This window comes from Streptomyces sp. ITFR-21 (genome assembly GCF_031844685.1).
In the GTDB taxonomy this organism is placed as follows: Bacteria; Actinomycetota; Actinomycetes; order Streptomycetales; family Streptomycetaceae; genus Actinacidiphila.
Map to the genome: position 1 here is coordinate 43,381 of NZ_CP134605.1, position 13,729 is coordinate 57,109.

At 72.3% G+C, this 13,729-nt stretch carries 10 protein-coding genes and 2 pseudogenes; 4 read left to right on the top strand and 8 right to left on the bottom strand.

Features of this window, described 5'->3' with window-relative positions:
- Positions 1-34 precede the first annotated feature (34 nt).
- From RLT57_RS00160 to RLT57_RS00170, 3 genes are all read right to left on the bottom strand, one after another.
- Positions 35-817 carry an IS630 family transposase gene (locus tag RLT57_RS00160; protein WP_311300511.1) on the bottom strand — a complete coding sequence of 261 codons (783 nt, stop codon included), beginning with the start codon at positions 815-817 and terminating at the stop codon, positions 35-37.
- Entirely contained in the window at positions 706-1,083 is a 378-nt protein-coding gene (locus RLT57_RS00165) for a helix-turn-helix domain-containing protein (protein WP_311295289.1), read from the bottom strand. Before RLT57_RS00165 ends, RLT57_RS00160 begins: the two co-directional genes overlap by 112 nt.
- Before the next feature lie 367 nt (positions 1,084-1,450).
- The gene (locus tag RLT57_RS00170; protein ID WP_311295290.1) at positions 1,451-2,854 is read right to left on the bottom strand and encodes an IS1380 family transposase; all 1,404 of its coding nucleotides are present in this window, start codon (positions 2,852-2,854) and stop codon (positions 1,451-1,453) included.
- 323 nt (positions 2,855-3,177) lie between these two features.
- On the opposite strand from RLT57_RS00170, the gene RLT57_RS00175 reads away from it, so the two are divergent.
- Positions 3,178-3,600: a hypothetical protein gene (locus RLT57_RS00175; RefSeq protein WP_311295291.1), complete on the top strand. Its 423-nt coding sequence runs from the start codon at positions 3,178-3,180 to the stop codon at positions 3,598-3,600.
- Between the two features lie 1,178 nt (positions 3,601-4,778).
- Here the strand turns inward: RLT57_RS00175 and RLT57_RS00180 are convergent.
- On the bottom strand, positions 4,779-5,255 hold the full coding sequence (locus tag RLT57_RS00180) for a hypothetical protein (protein WP_311295292.1): 477 nt from the start codon (positions 5,253-5,255) through the stop codon (positions 4,779-4,781).
- A 1,062-nt stretch (positions 5,256-6,317) separates the two neighbouring features.
- On the opposite strand from RLT57_RS00180, the pseudogene RLT57_RS00185 reads away from it, so the two are divergent.
- Together RLT57_RS00185 and RLT57_RS00190 are read left to right on the top strand one after the other, a co-directional pair.
- Positions 6,318-7,331, top strand: a pseudogene (locus tag RLT57_RS00185) (glycoside hydrolase family 19 protein); the annotation flags it as partial.
- Positions 7,332-7,561: 230 nt separating this feature from the next.
- Positions 7,562-8,785, top strand: coding sequence for a monodechloroaminopyrrolnitrin synthase PrnB family protein (locus RLT57_RS00190; protein ID WP_311295293.1), 1,224 nt, complete (start codon positions 7,562-7,564; stop codon positions 8,783-8,785).
- 246 nt (positions 8,786-9,031) lie between these two features.
- Here the strand turns inward: RLT57_RS00190 and RLT57_RS00195 are convergent.
- Positions 9,032-9,421, bottom strand: a pseudogene (locus RLT57_RS00195) (class I SAM-dependent methyltransferase); the annotation flags it as partial.
- Positions 9,422-10,018: 597 nt separating this feature from the next.
- Here RLT57_RS00195 and RLT57_RS00200 point away from each other — a divergent pair.
- The gene (locus tag RLT57_RS00200; protein WP_311295294.1) at positions 10,019-10,438 is read left to right on the top strand and encodes a hypothetical protein; all 420 of its coding nucleotides are present in this window, start codon (positions 10,019-10,021) and stop codon (positions 10,436-10,438) included.
- A gap of 144 nt (positions 10,439-10,582) precedes the next feature.
- Here RLT57_RS00200 and RLT57_RS00205 read toward each other — a convergent pair whose 3' ends face one another.
- Genes RLT57_RS00205 through RLT57_RS00215 form a run of 3 tightly spaced genes read right to left on the bottom strand, consistent with a single transcriptional unit; the run spans position 10,583 to position 12,704 of the window.
- Positions 10,583-11,515 (bottom strand): hypothetical protein, encoded by a 933-nt coding sequence (locus RLT57_RS00205; protein WP_311295295.1) that lies wholly within the window; start codon positions 11,513-11,515, stop codon positions 10,583-10,585.
- Positions 11,512-12,423 carry an XRE family transcriptional regulator gene (locus RLT57_RS00210; RefSeq protein ID WP_311295296.1) on the bottom strand — a complete coding sequence of 304 codons (912 nt, stop codon included), beginning with the start codon at positions 12,421-12,423 and terminating at the stop codon, positions 11,512-11,514. Before RLT57_RS00210 ends, RLT57_RS00205 begins: the two co-directional genes overlap by 4 nt.
- Positions 12,420-12,704: a hypothetical protein gene (locus RLT57_RS00215; protein ID WP_311295297.1), complete on the bottom strand. Its 285-nt coding sequence runs from the start codon at positions 12,702-12,704 to the stop codon at positions 12,420-12,422. The genes RLT57_RS00210 and RLT57_RS00215 overlap by 4 nt, the downstream gene beginning before the upstream one ends.
- Positions 12,705-13,729: the final 1,025 nt, after the last annotated feature.

The window sequence follows — 13,729 nt, forward strand, 5'->3', positions numbered from 1 at the left end:
ACCGGGGAGGGAACGCCCTAGTAGACTGTCGCTGCTAATTTTTGGGATACAGGTGGCGCAGTTTGGTGCGTGCGTCGTGGGCGGTGAATTGCCAGTCCACCTGGCGTTGGTTGGTGTTGGTGGTGTTCTGCCAGGCGGAGAGTTCGGTGTTTAGTATGTCGAGGTCTGCGATCCGGCGGTCGAGGCATTGCCGGGTCAGCGCGGAGAGTTCGATCTCGGCGATGTTGAGCCAGGACCCGTGTTTGGGTGTGTGGTGGATCTCGAGGCGTTGGGCCAGGGCGAAGGCCTCTTGTGGTGCGAATGCCTCGTACAGTGAGGCGATGCCGTGGGTGTTGAGGTTGTCCATCACCAGCACCACGGTTTCAGCGTCGGGGTAGTCCACGGTCAGTAACTGTTTGACCTGGCCGGCCCAGTCGGTCCGGGTCCGCTGCGGCAGTGCGTGCACTCGACGCCACCCGCGCAGGGGCTCGACCCACACGAAGACCGAGCAGGTGCCACAGCGGATGTACTCGCTGTCCTGGCAGGCGTCGTGGCCGGGTCGGGCCGGGAACGGGTCGCGGGCATGGGCGAGGAGCTGGCAGGGCTTCTCGTCCATGCACACCACCGGACGCGCCGGATCGTAGGGCCGGGCGTAGACGGCCAGCACGTCTTCCATCCGGGCCGCAAACTCCGCGTTCGCCTTCGGCGGGATGGTCCAGCACTTCCTCAGATGAGGACGCAGCCTCGTTTTTTTAAGACCCGCCCGATGGTGGAGTGGTCCAGATCGGGGATGTCCCCGACCAGCGCGACGTGCTTCTCCAGCAGCCGCAGCGACCAGCGGGCATAACCCTGGGGCGGCGGCGAGCAGGCCATCGCAATCAGCCGGGCCTCTACCTCACCGGTCACCGGGGAGGCCACCGGCGGCAGGTCACGCTGCTTCCGCGCGATCGTGGCGTGGACATCGCCACCGGTCTCGGCGAACCGCCTGGCAACCAGCCGGATCGTCTCTCCCGACACTCCGAGCCGGGCAGCGATCTCCTCTTTCGGGTCGACCACACCCACCGAGGTGTCCAGCGCCAGCAGCACCCGGGCCCTGCGGATCATCGAGGCAGGATGCACTCCCGTCCTGGTCACCCGAACCAACTCTTCACGATCCGCCACGTTCAACGTGACCGGACGCTTCTTCTCCGAAGGCACGACAGCCATCCTGTCCGGCAGAGGCAGGGAAATCCGCCGGACACCAATCTCCCACCCGACACACCGAAACTAAGCAGCGACAAGCTACTAGATACCCAGGTCAGCACATCACTCATCTAGCCTCCCTGTTTCGGTTGGGGTGGGTTGAGCTGGGCTGATCCCTCCTTATCGGTGGTCGTCGCGGTTTGTGTGGGGTGGGTATGGCTTTGGCCCGACGCTGGGTCGGGTGCTCCAGGGTTCCTCGGGTCGTAGGTGAACAGGGCTGGGCCATGGGTCAGGTGGCTGGTCTGGGCAGTGCCGCGAGGTGCGTGAATGCCTTGGTCAGCTCATTTCGCCAGGGCCAGGTAGCGGCGATCCGCAGGTGGAGGCGTCGTCCTCCGCGGGTGAGGCGGGCTGCTGCGTGCAGCAGGCGGTAGCGGAGTTTCTTCGGCTCGGCTGTGGCCAACTCGCCGTCCAGCAGGAGGGTCTGGGTCCAGGCGAGCAGGTCGATGGCGGTCAGGGCCAGCTCCAGCCACGCGGTGTTGATGGCGAAGTGGCGGGAGGGGAAGCGACCGAAGCCGGTGGTCTTGCCGCAGCGGATGCGGTCCTCGACGCGGGCATGTCCGCGGTGGCGGACCTCCAGAAACTGCAGCGAGCCTTCGCCGACGGGAGTGTCGGTGAGGAACGCCTGGTGGCGCATGCCCTCGTCGAGGTCGAACAGCGACAACTGCGCTCCGGGGTGCGGGCGTTCGCGCCGGACGATAAGGCGTGTGCCGTCGGGGTGGCCGGTCAGGTCGACCATGCCGGTCAGCTCGGCGACCTGCGCGCCGGCCCGCAGGGTGCCGTCCTGCTCCAGAGCCGGGTGCCAGAACCGGTCGGGCAGGGCCCGGACCGCCCGGCGGACGGGTTCGGTGACCGCGTATCCCACGGAGAAGGACGTGCGGATGCCCCGGTCCCGCAGGGAGCACAGGTGGGCGAGGAAGGTTTTCGCGCCTCCGGCGCTGTCGGCGCGGACCAGGATCGGGGTGCCGTGGCGGTGGGCGTCGGGGATCTGGGCCAGGGCCCGGTCGAGAACGGTGATGTGGTCGCTGGCGGTGTTCGCGCCGGCGTTGCCCGGCCGCAGCAGTCCGGCCAGGGCCTCGCCGGTGTTGTCCAGGAAGCACAGCAGCGGGTGGTAGCCGAAGCCGCGTTTGTAGGTGGGTGCCGCCTGTTCCTTGTCGGAGTGGCAGGTCACCAGGGTGGCATCGATGTCCAGGACCAGGCCGGGCAGGTCCCGGCCACCTGCGCGGGCCGCTGCTATGCCGCCTTTGGTCTCGGCGGCCTGCAGCCAGGCGACGTCACGGGCGGCGGCCCTGGCCGAGCGCAGCCCGGCGAGTGCGGCCGGATCAAGGCCGGCCAGCAGACGCCAGGCGGTCGGAGTGGAAGCGACCGGGCCGAACACGCCGGGCTGGTCGCGCAACAGGGCCAAGTCGGAGATGGCCTGGCCGCCGTCGGCGAGCATCACTGCCACATCGACAGCGACCCGGCCGGGGTCGTGCCCGGTGCCCCGTGGCCGCAGCCGGCGCAGCGTGTCGGTGAAGGCCCCCGTCAGGCCGGTGGCGTCGGCGAGGTCGGCCAGCAGACGCGACCCGGCGTGACTGACCACTCCGCGACCGTCGGCCGACACGACCAGCGCGGGGCGTGACCCGGTAGTCTGCACGCAGAAAGTGCCTTCTCGCTGTGATGACAGAAGCCCTAGACAAGCCTCATCATCCCAGCTCAGAAGGCACTTTCGCGTTCCCGCTCAAGATCCGGACACCACTGCAAACGAAACGCGGAGGCTAGTGATCACTAACGGATTTGTCACAGGGGGCTGAGTGCGGCCCGGGCCAGGTTGCCGGATGAGCCGGGACGGGTTGGGCCGTCCGGGTGGTTTGCGGTTCGGGTTTGCCGTCGGGTGCCCGCGCCTCCCGGACCGCCCTCTAACCTCCCGTATGGGACATAGATTCCCCTAGCGGACATACCTCTTGGAAGGAACACGCCATGACCCGCACACCCGCCCGCCGCGCAGGGCGCGCCATCGCCGTCGGCGCCGCAGCCGCCGCGCTCCTCGCCGGCGCCGCCACCAGCGCCACGGCGACGGCCCACACACCCGCCCACACCCACACCACCGCCACCGTCCGTGCCGCGACCAACAACCTCCAGGTCACCCCCATCAGGACCCAGGTCGGCAAGAACCTCACGTACACCGGCAGCACCACCGGAATCACTCCCGGCACGACGGTCCAACTCCAGCAACTCATCGGGAGCACCTGGCAGGACGTCGCCGGAAAAACCACCAAGACCAAGAACGACCTCACCTACGGACCCATCTACGACCCCTTCCGCACCACAGGCGAGAAGACCATGCGTACCAACACCGGCGGCGTCCTCTCCAACGAAGTCCACATCACCATCACCAACTGAGCCCGGTACCGCACACGACCACGGCGGTCCCCCACAGGACCGCCGACCACCACGCAGCCGGCACACACCCGGCCCCGGCCGCAAGCCGCAGCGCCCGCCCCGTGAACGAACCGGCCACGACGGCCGACTCGACAACCGCCTCCCTCAACTCAGCGGCGCACAAAGGGGCCTACAGGCCGTCCCGGATCATGCAGGACCCCGGCTGATCCGAAGCGTCCTGCACGCGGCAGAAAGCGAAGACCTGCCCGAGACGGCCCGCCACCGTCAACGCGGCGGGGAGCCGGCTCCAGCGGCCCGCGGGCGGTCAATCGCCGGCGCGGGGTGTGGCGGCAGTGAATGATCCGCGGGGGCCGAGGCCGCCGTGAGCGCTCGCCTTCCCGTTCGGGAGGAAGCCGTGGTGACCGCGACCGGGTGCGAGCCGTTCGGGCCCCGGCCCGAAGTACGGGCGCGGCGGTGCGGGTGCGCGGGTTACGGAAGGCGGGCGCGGCGGTCTTCCGCGGCAGCCTGTTCGCCGAGCCGCCTGGCCGGCTCCGGGCACGGGTGGCGTCCTCGGCGCCTGCCACGGCCTCGACGTGCCGCTTCGTCTTCGGCGACCCGGACCGCGGTCAGCCGGCCCTGCCGATCGGTGGAACGCCCTCCCCGGAAGCGGAGGCGCTGTCCGCCCGGATGCGTACCGCGTGGGTTGCGTTCGCCGCCGACGGCGACTCCGGCAGGCCCCGCGTACGACACCGGCCAACGCCTCGTTCAGCGCTTCGACGACCGGCCGGCTGTCATCGCCCGCCTGTCCGGAGGAGCCCTCACGCCTGGTCCGGCAGGACCGCGGCCTCCCCGTACCGCCGCTGATCAGCAAGTGGCACCGGCCGAGCCGGCCGGCCGATCCGCCCATGCCGTTCACCAGCCGGTGCGCCCAGCCCGAGAGGCCAGGTCCGACACCGACGGCCGCCCATCCGGGCGCGCACACCCGCTCCGGCTCGGCCGGCAAGGGACGGCGGGCCGGCCATGGGACAACCGGCCAGGTGTCCGGGGCCGGAAGAGCCGTGCCGGGCGCGGTCGGCCGGCCGCGCCCGGCACGGTTCGGGCGGAATCACTGCCCTCCGAACGGAAGCAGGGCGCCCCCACCGGACGTGTCCGGTGGGGGCGAAGCACCGGGTGGGACCCGCAGTCCACGCCGGCGCCGGTCAGGCGCTAAGCCCTGAGGCCGCCGCCAGCAGCTTGTCGATGCGGGCGGTCGGCAGGCGCAGGACGGTGCCGGCGTCCTCGGCGCTCCAGCCTTGCGCGGCCAGCACGCGCACGGCGGCTCGGGCGGCGTCGCGCTCGGCCTGCTCGGCGTAGGCCCGGTCCAGCCGGGCGCGGGTGAGGGCGCCGACCGCAGCGGCCGCCTCGGGGTCGGCGGGCTTCACCGAGACGATGACCGTCCCGGGGCCGGCCTTCAGCTCCCTCGGGACCCTGGTGACGACAGCTTCCTCCACCTCGCGCCAGGTACTTCCCTCAGCCCGTACTGACAGACCGTCGGGAAGGCTGTGGACATCCACCGTCCAGGTCTCACCGGTCCGGTCGGCAGTGGCGGGATACGTGGTGGCCTCGACGGCGGAGTCGTCGAGGTCCAAGCAAATATCCGGCTGATGAAAGATCATATCGAAGGATTCGAAGGCCATGGGTTTTCCGTTCACGTCGTCCGGAACATTACGGGTCGAGGCTATAGCGCTCTCCTCTGCAGTCCGCGTGCTTCGGCCATGAGCGTCTCGATGGAGTGACATCGGGCCGGGCGACAGGGAGTGAACGGCTGACCGAATTTTTCGCTGCAATGATCTTTGCAAAGTGATAGGGACCGGCTGTTCGACGCCGTGTCCCGTCGGACCGCGCTCGTCGTGGAGACAGGCGCAAGTCTGCCGGCAGGACGGGGCCCACCGCGAAACCACGCCCGTGACCAGCGCGGGTTGCGCGTCGGTCGTCCGGGGCGCCGCCCCCGACGCCCCGCGCGGCACGGCCGACCGACCCGTCCGTCCGTCACTCACCGGTGCCGGATCGGGGCGGCGGGCGGCGTCCCCGCCCCGGGCCCGCTCCGCCGGGCCGTCGCGGTTCCGCCCCCGACACCACCGCGGCCCGCGCCCACCTGTCCCCGGGCCGCGGTCGTCCTCAATACGACATGAAAACGATCAGCGCCGAGAAGACCTCACTGGCGGACGGTTCCCTGGTTCGATCCCGGGCACTTCTCCCGGTGGCCCGCGGCCCTGTGCACGGGGGCCTTGGCGCCGGGGCGGACGCCTTCCTGCGGCTCTCCGCACACACGGCAGTAGCTGACGGCCATGATCGCATTCCTTTCCGTGTCGGGTACACGGGGACCGCTGGGCAGGCCCTGTGGTTTCCGGCGGGCGAAATTACTGATCAACAGGAAGACCGGACGGCAGAAGGTCCGGGAGAACGGCAGGACTCACGCTCGCGTTCGGCGTACGGAATGCGCCTGAGATGAGCATGCGCGGTTTACTGATCCACTATGACGGTCCCGCGCCGAATGACCGGAAAGCGCCCGAAGGCCCGCGTTATCAGGGCACCGCGGCGGGGCCGCGGGGCCTGCGCGGGCACGGCCGGGGCTTTCCGACGGCGGTCGGGCCGCCACGCGCGCCCTGGACGTCCTCGCGCGCGGGCGCCGCGCGAGACCGCCGGACAGGCCCTGCGCGCCACCGGGCAGCGCGCCCACACCGTCGCCGACCGTCGACGGCCGGATCACCGGCCTCGCCGGCAAGTGCGTGGACGTGGCGGGCGCCGACAGCGCCAACGGAACCGCGGTACAGCTCTACGACTGCAACGGCACCGACGCCCAACGGTGGTCCAATCCCGGCGACGGTACGCTGCGGGCGCTCGGCAAGTGTCTCGACGTGGTCGACCGCGGCACCGCCGACGGTGCCGCGGTGCAGCTGCGGGACTGCTCCGGGGGCGCCAACCAGCGGTGGGTCGTCACCGGGGCGAACGACATCGTCAACCCGGCCGCCGACAAGTGCCCGGACGTGCGGGGCGACAGCAGCGCCAACGGAAGCCGACTGCAGATCTGGACCTGTACGGGCGCCGCCAACCAGAAGTGGAACGCCCCGCCAGGGGGCGGCGGCACGCCGCCGGGATTCGTCGTCAGCGAGGCGCAGTTCGACCGGATGTTCCCGAACCGGAACCCCTTTTACACCTACGACGGCCTGATCCGGGCGCTGGGCGCCTACTCCGGCTTCGCCACCACCGGCAGCGACACGGTCAGGAAGCAGGAGGCCGCGGCCTTCCTCGCCAACGTCAGCCACGAGACCGGCGGCCTGGTGTACGTCGTCGAGCAGAACACCGCCGACTACCCGCACTCCTGCGACACCGGTCAGCCGTACGGCTGCCCCGCCGGCCAGTCGGCGTACTACGGGCGAGGGCCGATCCAGCTGAGCTGGAACTTCAACTACAAGGCGGCGGGCGACTCCCTCGGCATCGACCTGCTCCACAACCCCGACCTGGTGCAGACCGATCCGGCGGTCGCCTGGAAGACCGGCCTGTGGTATTGGAACACCCAGTCCGGCCCCGGGTCGATGACCCCGCACAACGCGATGGTGAACCAGGCCGGCTTCGGGCAGACGATCCGCTCCATCAGCGGCTCGATGGAGTGTGACGGCAGGAATCCCGCCCAGGTACAGAGCCGCGTCGACGCCTACCAGCGGTTCACCTCCGTCCTCGGCGTCAGCCCGGGAGGCAACCTCTCCTGCTGACCGTCCTCCCCGCGTCGGTGTACGCGGACGCGGCCCGGGTCGGGACGCCTTGTTCCGGCCCAGGGCGCTCGACGGCGGGTCCGGAAAGCGCCGGAGCAGGAGCGGGCGGGCGGTTGCCGTACGGGAGATGCGTACGGGAGATGGATGTCCCGCTTTCGGCAACGGTTACGTAGCCGTTTCCCGTCGGTTCCGCCGTCGACCGGTGGTGGGCGGCGTGGCAGGCTGAAGTCGTGGAGGGGAACGGTTTACGCCTGACCATGTCGTTGTGCCGGGAGGTTCAGACCCGTGATCCGCTCGGCGCGGACGCGGCTCTCGCCGCGCTTCCCGGGCTGAACCGGCGGGCCGACGTCGGCGGCCTGGTGCGCGCGGCCGATGGACTGGCCGCCGTCTGCCGGTGCCCGGAGCTCCGCGACAGCGCCGACCGGATCGCGGCGATGCGCGACATCGGGATGTTCCTGTCGTCGCTGAAACGCCATCACGTCGAACCGGTGGCCGCGGTGCCGGGGCTTCAGGAGACGCTGCTGGCGCTGGGGAACACGGTCGGCATGGTGCCCAGGAACACGGTGCTCCACTACGGGCCCTGGAATCCGCTCGGGGCCAGGCAGCGGATGTTCACCGGGGCCCACGAGGAGTCCGTGCTGATCGACTCCGTCAGGATCAGCGCCCCGCTCGTGGAGCGGGCGGCCTTCGACCTGGCGGAGGCCGCCCGGCTGCGCCCGGGGGACGAGGGCTTCGCCGACGGTTGCGCGGCGGCGGCACGGCGGCTCGCACCGCTGCCCGTGATGATCGCCGAGGTGGCGGAGGAGGTCGACCCGGCCGCGTTCTTCGCGGCGAGGCTGCGGCCGTTCATGGAGGAGGTCCACGTGGACGGCCGGGCGTACTACGGCCCCGCCGCCGCGCATGTCCCGCTGTACCTGGTGGACCACCTGCTGTGGTCCTGCGACAGCGGGGACGCCACGCACACGGCTCTGCGGGACGACCCCGCCGGCTACGGCCTCCCGGCGTGGCGCACGCTCTTCCGGGAGGCAGCAGGCGGCGAGTCGATGGTGACACGCCTGGTCAGGACGGTGGACTCCGCCGCGGGCGACCCGCCGGCGCCCGTGCTGCGGGCGGCGCGGGAGGTGGCGGCCCTGCTGCGCGCCCTGGTCACCTTCCGGGGCCGGCATGTGCGGCTGGCCCGGCAGGCGTACGCCGACGGCCCGTTGTACGACACCGGGAGCCCCGGCGCGTCACCCGACGTCGTACGGCATGTCCTGGCCCTTACCCGCGAACGCGCGCACCAGGTCCGTACGCTGACGTCCGGTGACACGCCGCGGCGGTCACAGCTGCTTGCGCCCCCGGGCGAGCACCATGAAGTTGGGGACGCGGGTGGTACCCGGACGTTCCGTCAGCGCGATGGCGTCGTCGACGTCCCCGGCGCTCACGGCGCCTGTCGCCAGCAGCCGCCCGCGTGACCTGCACAGGGTCAGCCCGAAGAACGGCGCGGTGCCGCCCGCCAGGACCGGCGCGCTGATCTCCGCTGCGACCTCGGCCAGTCCCGCCGCCGCCAGCGCCCCGGGCAGGCGGCGCCCGTATCCGGCGTCGATCCCACCGGCGGTGAAGGCCGCTTGGCGGGCGTGGCCGAGTCGCTCGGCCAGTGCGGCGAGCTGCGGCGGGTGGGAGCGGGCGGCGGCGGCCGTCATCGGCCCTTTGATGTCGAAGCCCTCCACCCCCACCCACCCGCCGGCCCGGGTCACGGCGGCCATCCGCCGCAGTGCCTCGTCCCGCACGGGAAGGTGTTCCAGTACCGCCCGCGCGTCAACGAGGCCGAACTCCCCGTCGGGGAGGGTGTCGGCGAGCAGGTCGTGCCGCCGTAATTCCACGTTGGGCAGCCGGTGGTCCGCCGCGAACGGCGGATCCACGTCGACCGCCAGTACACGGCCGCCGTCGCCGACCTGTTCGGCCAGCCAGCGCGCGATGCTGCCCGCGCCGCAGCCCGCCTCCAGGCACCGCCATCGCGCCGGGGCCGCCAGCGTGGCGAGCCGGTGCCGGCTCTGGCCGTCGTAGACCTCCTCCAGCGCGCGCAGCCGCCGGAGCCCGCCCTCGTAGATCGAAGATGTATCCGCCGCTCACCGGCCGACTCCCCCCATCGCCCTCAGAGCCGTCCGTTGTGCTGCATCGGAGCGCGGTGGCATGCCGGACCACGGGATCGGCGTGCCGGCCGGGACCGGCGGGGCGGCGGGCGCAGTGCGGCGTGCCGCGGCCTGCGGTGGAGACCGCCGGCGGGATCCCGCGTGCGCCGTGAGGTGCGGGATCCCGCCGGTGCCTGCCCGTGCCGCCCGGTCAGGACCGCGCCGCCGCCGGTCCTGCGGCCGGGTCGTCCGGGTGCCCCGGTCGGGCCGCCCGCTCCCGACGGCAGTGGGGCGCCGGCCGGGCGTGTGCGGCGTCGGGCCGAACGGATCCGGGCGTCCACAACCGATGTGGGGCGCACGCTGGTCTGCACCATTGCCAACTTCCCCGCAGTGCCGTCACTTTGGTGGGCGTCATCAGCGGCCGGCGCGGGCCCCGCGCCCGCGCTCGGGAAAGGAGTCGACGTGCCCGGCAGACCCACCCACGGCAGATCCCAGCACCGTGTTCCGTACATCGGCGGGTGATTCGCGACGGCGGCGGCGACGGCCGTCGTCCTGGCCACCGGCGGGGTCGAGGCCATGGCCGCCGGTGCCTCCGGCCCCACGCCCGCGCCCACCGCTTGCACCGGGGCCGGGACCGTCGGAATCGACGGGCTGGCCTTCTCCCCGGCGGAGATTCCGGCAGGCCGGTCAAGCACGGCGACGCTCCGGCTCACCAACTGCTCGGACCAGACCCAGAGCGTCCGCGAGACCTGGTCGGGGCGGTACTTCTCGGCGGCCGCCACGGGCGTCCCGGCCGGCTGCCCGGTGATCGACCCGCTGCCCGTCACGGAGATCCTGGCGCCGCACAGCCACGTCGCCACCTCCGGCTCCTCCCTCACCTTCCCCGGCTGCACCGCGGACGGCCTGGCGCTGACAGTCTCGCTCACCGGGTCGGCGGCGGCATCCGACCAGGCCACGGCCACGCTGCGGATCGACCACCCGGCAGCGACGGGCTGACCGCGCGCCGGACGGCTGAGCGGGGCCCGGCGACGCCCGGCCCCGCCCCGCGACGGAGGCCAGGACCCCGGTCAGCCCGTGCCCTCGTCGACGCCGGGCGCCCGCCGCCGGTTCGCCGGCCGGGCCCGCGTCGGGGTCCGGGACCTACCGGGTGAACCGGGCGAGGCCCTCCGCGTGCCGGACGGCCTCGGCCAGGACGGGGCTCTCGGCGGCGGCGTCGGCGGCGGGCGGGCGGCCACCCGCCCGCCGTTGACGACGGGCCAACGGGGTGCCCATGCGGGGGACGTCCGCGGCTTCGCGGGCGGCGATGGTCCTGGGCCGCGGGCGGGCACGGGGGGACGGGGCGGAGCTGTCGACGGTGGAGGCGACAGCGATGATGAGGGCGATCTGGTCGGCGAAGTCGGGCCCCGGCAGCGGGATCTCGACGTCGGGGTGGACGGCGTAGCCCGCGGCGACGACCGGCGGGACGTAGTCCATCACGGCGGTGACGACCTCGGTCCTGGACCTGCCCGCGGAGATCCGCAGCAGCCGGCCGAGAATGCGCAGCATGGTCGGGGTACTGGCGTCGGCGTCGGTGCCCAGGATGTCGGCCGGCCCGCCGACGCCCGGCAGGCAGGGCGACTGGGGCGCCGGCTGGGTGTCGATGGCGGTCTGCCGGCGCCACCAGGTGGCCGCGTGGGTCTCACCGAGGGAGAGGTGGTAGAGGTAGAGGCAGTACGAGGCGATGTCGTCGCCGGCGCCGGCGGCGTACTGCCACCAGAAGCGGGCGCCCTCCTCCACCGCGGCGAGCTGGAGGACGCAGCCCAGCACCCGGGCGCTGTGCGGAGCGGGGAGCTGCTCGGTGACGAACTCGTCGAGGGCGAAGGCCGCGGTCTGGGTCACGACCGCGTCGCACAGGGTGTTCAGGCTGGTCGCCGCGGCGTCGCCGGTCGCGTCCCGGCGGGTCACGGACCACGTACGGTCCGTGAACCGCGCGGCCTCCGGGCAGACGGTGTCCTCGTGGGGGACGACATCGGCCGGGACGTCGGGGTGTTTGAGCAGCAGGGCGCGCGACAGGAGCTGGTCGATCGAGCTCACCGGGTGGATCCTCCCGAGTCGGTGGGGTGGGAACTTCGGATGCCTTCGAGGGTCCCCCGGGCGTGGTGCTCGAAGGCACCGGCGAGGGCCGGGGAGACGCCGAGGACTTCGGCGGCCTTGTCGGTGTCCATGCCGCACATGTACTGCAGGACGGTCACGTCGAGCTGGTTGTGCGGCAGCCGGCTGATCGCGTCGAACAGCTCCAGCGACTCGCTGACCTGTGCGAGGTGGGCCTCCGGGTCGTCGGCCCGGTCCTGGGCCACGGTGGAGAAGGCGGCGGGGCGCAGGTCGGGACGGCCGTCGGCGTGCTGCGGGGTCCGGGCCATGACCCGTTCACGCAGCACGTTCCAGGCGTAGCGGGGGACGTTATCGCTGGCCAGGGCGTCGTCCCAGCGCACCCACAGGATGTCGAAGGTCTCGCGGACCACCAGGACGGCCCGCTCGTGGACCTGGAGGAAGACCCGGGCGAAGTCGGTGTACGGCTCACGCACGGTCTCCTTGAAACCCTCGTGCTCCAGGGGCGGAACGCGCGGGCCGTCGGGGTACACCTGCCGGATGCTCCGCTCGATCCAGTCCGCTTCCCGGTGTGCTTCCCGGGCGGCCTCGGTCCACAGCCGCTGCATCGGCCAGGTCGGTATGTCCAGCGCGTGGATCACGCTGTAGGTGAGCTCCCAGCCCGGGTAGTAGCCGTTGCCGCGCAGCAGTTCGGAGATGCGGGTCTTGGAGTAGCCGGAGCGGACCACCAGGTCGTTTAGCGTCAGACCGCTGGCGGACAGCTTGGTGCGGACCGGCTCCAGCCAGGCGCGGTGGGAGACCCCCGCGGTGTCCGAGATCGGACCGGGTTTGCGGCCCCGCCGACTGGGAGGCTCCGCTTCGGGCGACTGGGGCGCCATGGATGCCCCGGTCACCGGGACCGCTCCTCGTTGTCGCCGACGGGGGCGGGGGCGGCCGGCGGCGCGGGGGCGGCCGGCGCGGTCGTTGTGGCGGGGGCGGCCGGCACCGTCGGCGCGATGGCGGTCGCACGCCGGGCCTCGGCGCCGGTGACCGCGTGGACGACCTGCTGCACGAGCAGCCCGAGCGAGGGAACCAGCGTGGCCACCGCGGCCAGCTGCCCGAGCACGGCCATCACCACGCTCCACGAGAAGACCGCCACCAGTACGACGGCGGTCAACACCTGCTTACTGGACATCGCACCTAATCCTGTCGGAACCGTCCGGAAGGCCCCCCGCAGCGGTGCTGAAGCGCCGTCAAGAGGCCGGGACGACAGCATGGTCCGTAAGCGGGCCACCACGCCACGTGATCATGGGCTTACGGAACAATGACCCGTGGGGCCACTGGGGCACACGGGGCCGTCCGGCCCTCGGGCGGGACCGAACGGCCCTCGGGCGGGGGGCCGGACGGGTCGGCGCCGGGGGGAAGGGGACAGATGATGACGCAGTGAATTCGTTTGGGGATGAAGTCTCCGGTTCTCCTTGCGCCGCGCCCTCCGGTGCCATCCTGGAGACCAGGCGCCACTGGCGTCGGCCTTCCCGTCCGGAAGGCCGTGCCGTCCCCGTGCTGAAGAACCACCAAGGGGGATTGCACACCGTTCCCGCCCGGCCCCCGTCCGGGCGGGAACGGATCCCCGCCGGGGCGGCGGCGTCGGGACCGCTTCCCCGCAGCGCACCCGACCGTTGCGGCGCACCCGACCGCCGCGGTGCGTGCTGCCGTCGGCTGCCCGCGTCCGCCGGGTGGCGGCGGTCGCAGTACTCTCTTGATCCTCACGGCCCCTTTTTCGCGGCGCCAGGGTGTTTCCCGGCGCCCGCCTGTGTCTTCGACACGCAGCCCTCCGGTGTGAGGGGTAGGCCGAACGGATGCCGTGGGCCCCGGCAGATCGGCCCGGCTGCCGGCGGAACCCGAGTACGGAACCGGGCGTCGGGGGGTTACGAACAGCGGCTCCCCCACAAGAGGCAGCGCGAGGGCGGATCAGGTGGACGAACAAGACGGCGCGGGCATACCCGGCGAGGACGGCGGAGCGGCTCCGCAGGCGCGGCCGACCGGGCAGCGGCGCCCCGGTCCGAGTCCCGCGGCGAACGCGGCGAAGGCGCGGAAGACGGCGGCCGGGACCCGTGGCAAGGGCGCGCAGGCGCCTGCCGGGAGCGGGCGGCCGGTGGCCCCCGGGGCAGCGGTGGCCGCGCGGGCGGCCGGGGCGGAAGTACCCGCTGCCGCGAAGGT

Excerpts from the sequence above, each read along its gene's own strand:
- RLT57_RS00175 (WP_311295291.1), top strand. The coding sequence starts at position 3,178 with ATGACCCGCACACCCGCCCGCCGCGCAGGGCGCGCCATCGCCGTCGGC.
- RLT57_RS00180 (WP_311295292.1), bottom strand. The coding sequence starts at position 5,255 with ATGGCCTTCGAATCCTTCGATATGATCTTTCATCAGCCGGATATTTGC.
- RLT57_RS00200 (WP_311295294.1), top strand. The coding sequence starts at position 10,019 with ATGGCCGCCGGTGCCTCCGGCCCCACGCCCGCGCCCACCGCTTGCACC.
- RLT57_RS00165 (WP_311295289.1), bottom strand. The coding sequence starts at position 1,083 with ATGATCCGCAGGGCCCGGGTGCTGCTGGCGCTGGACACCTCGGTGGGT.
- RLT57_RS00215 (WP_311295297.1), bottom strand. The coding sequence starts at position 12,704 with ATGTCCAGTAAGCAGGTGTTGACCGCCGTCGTACTGGTGGCGGTCTTC.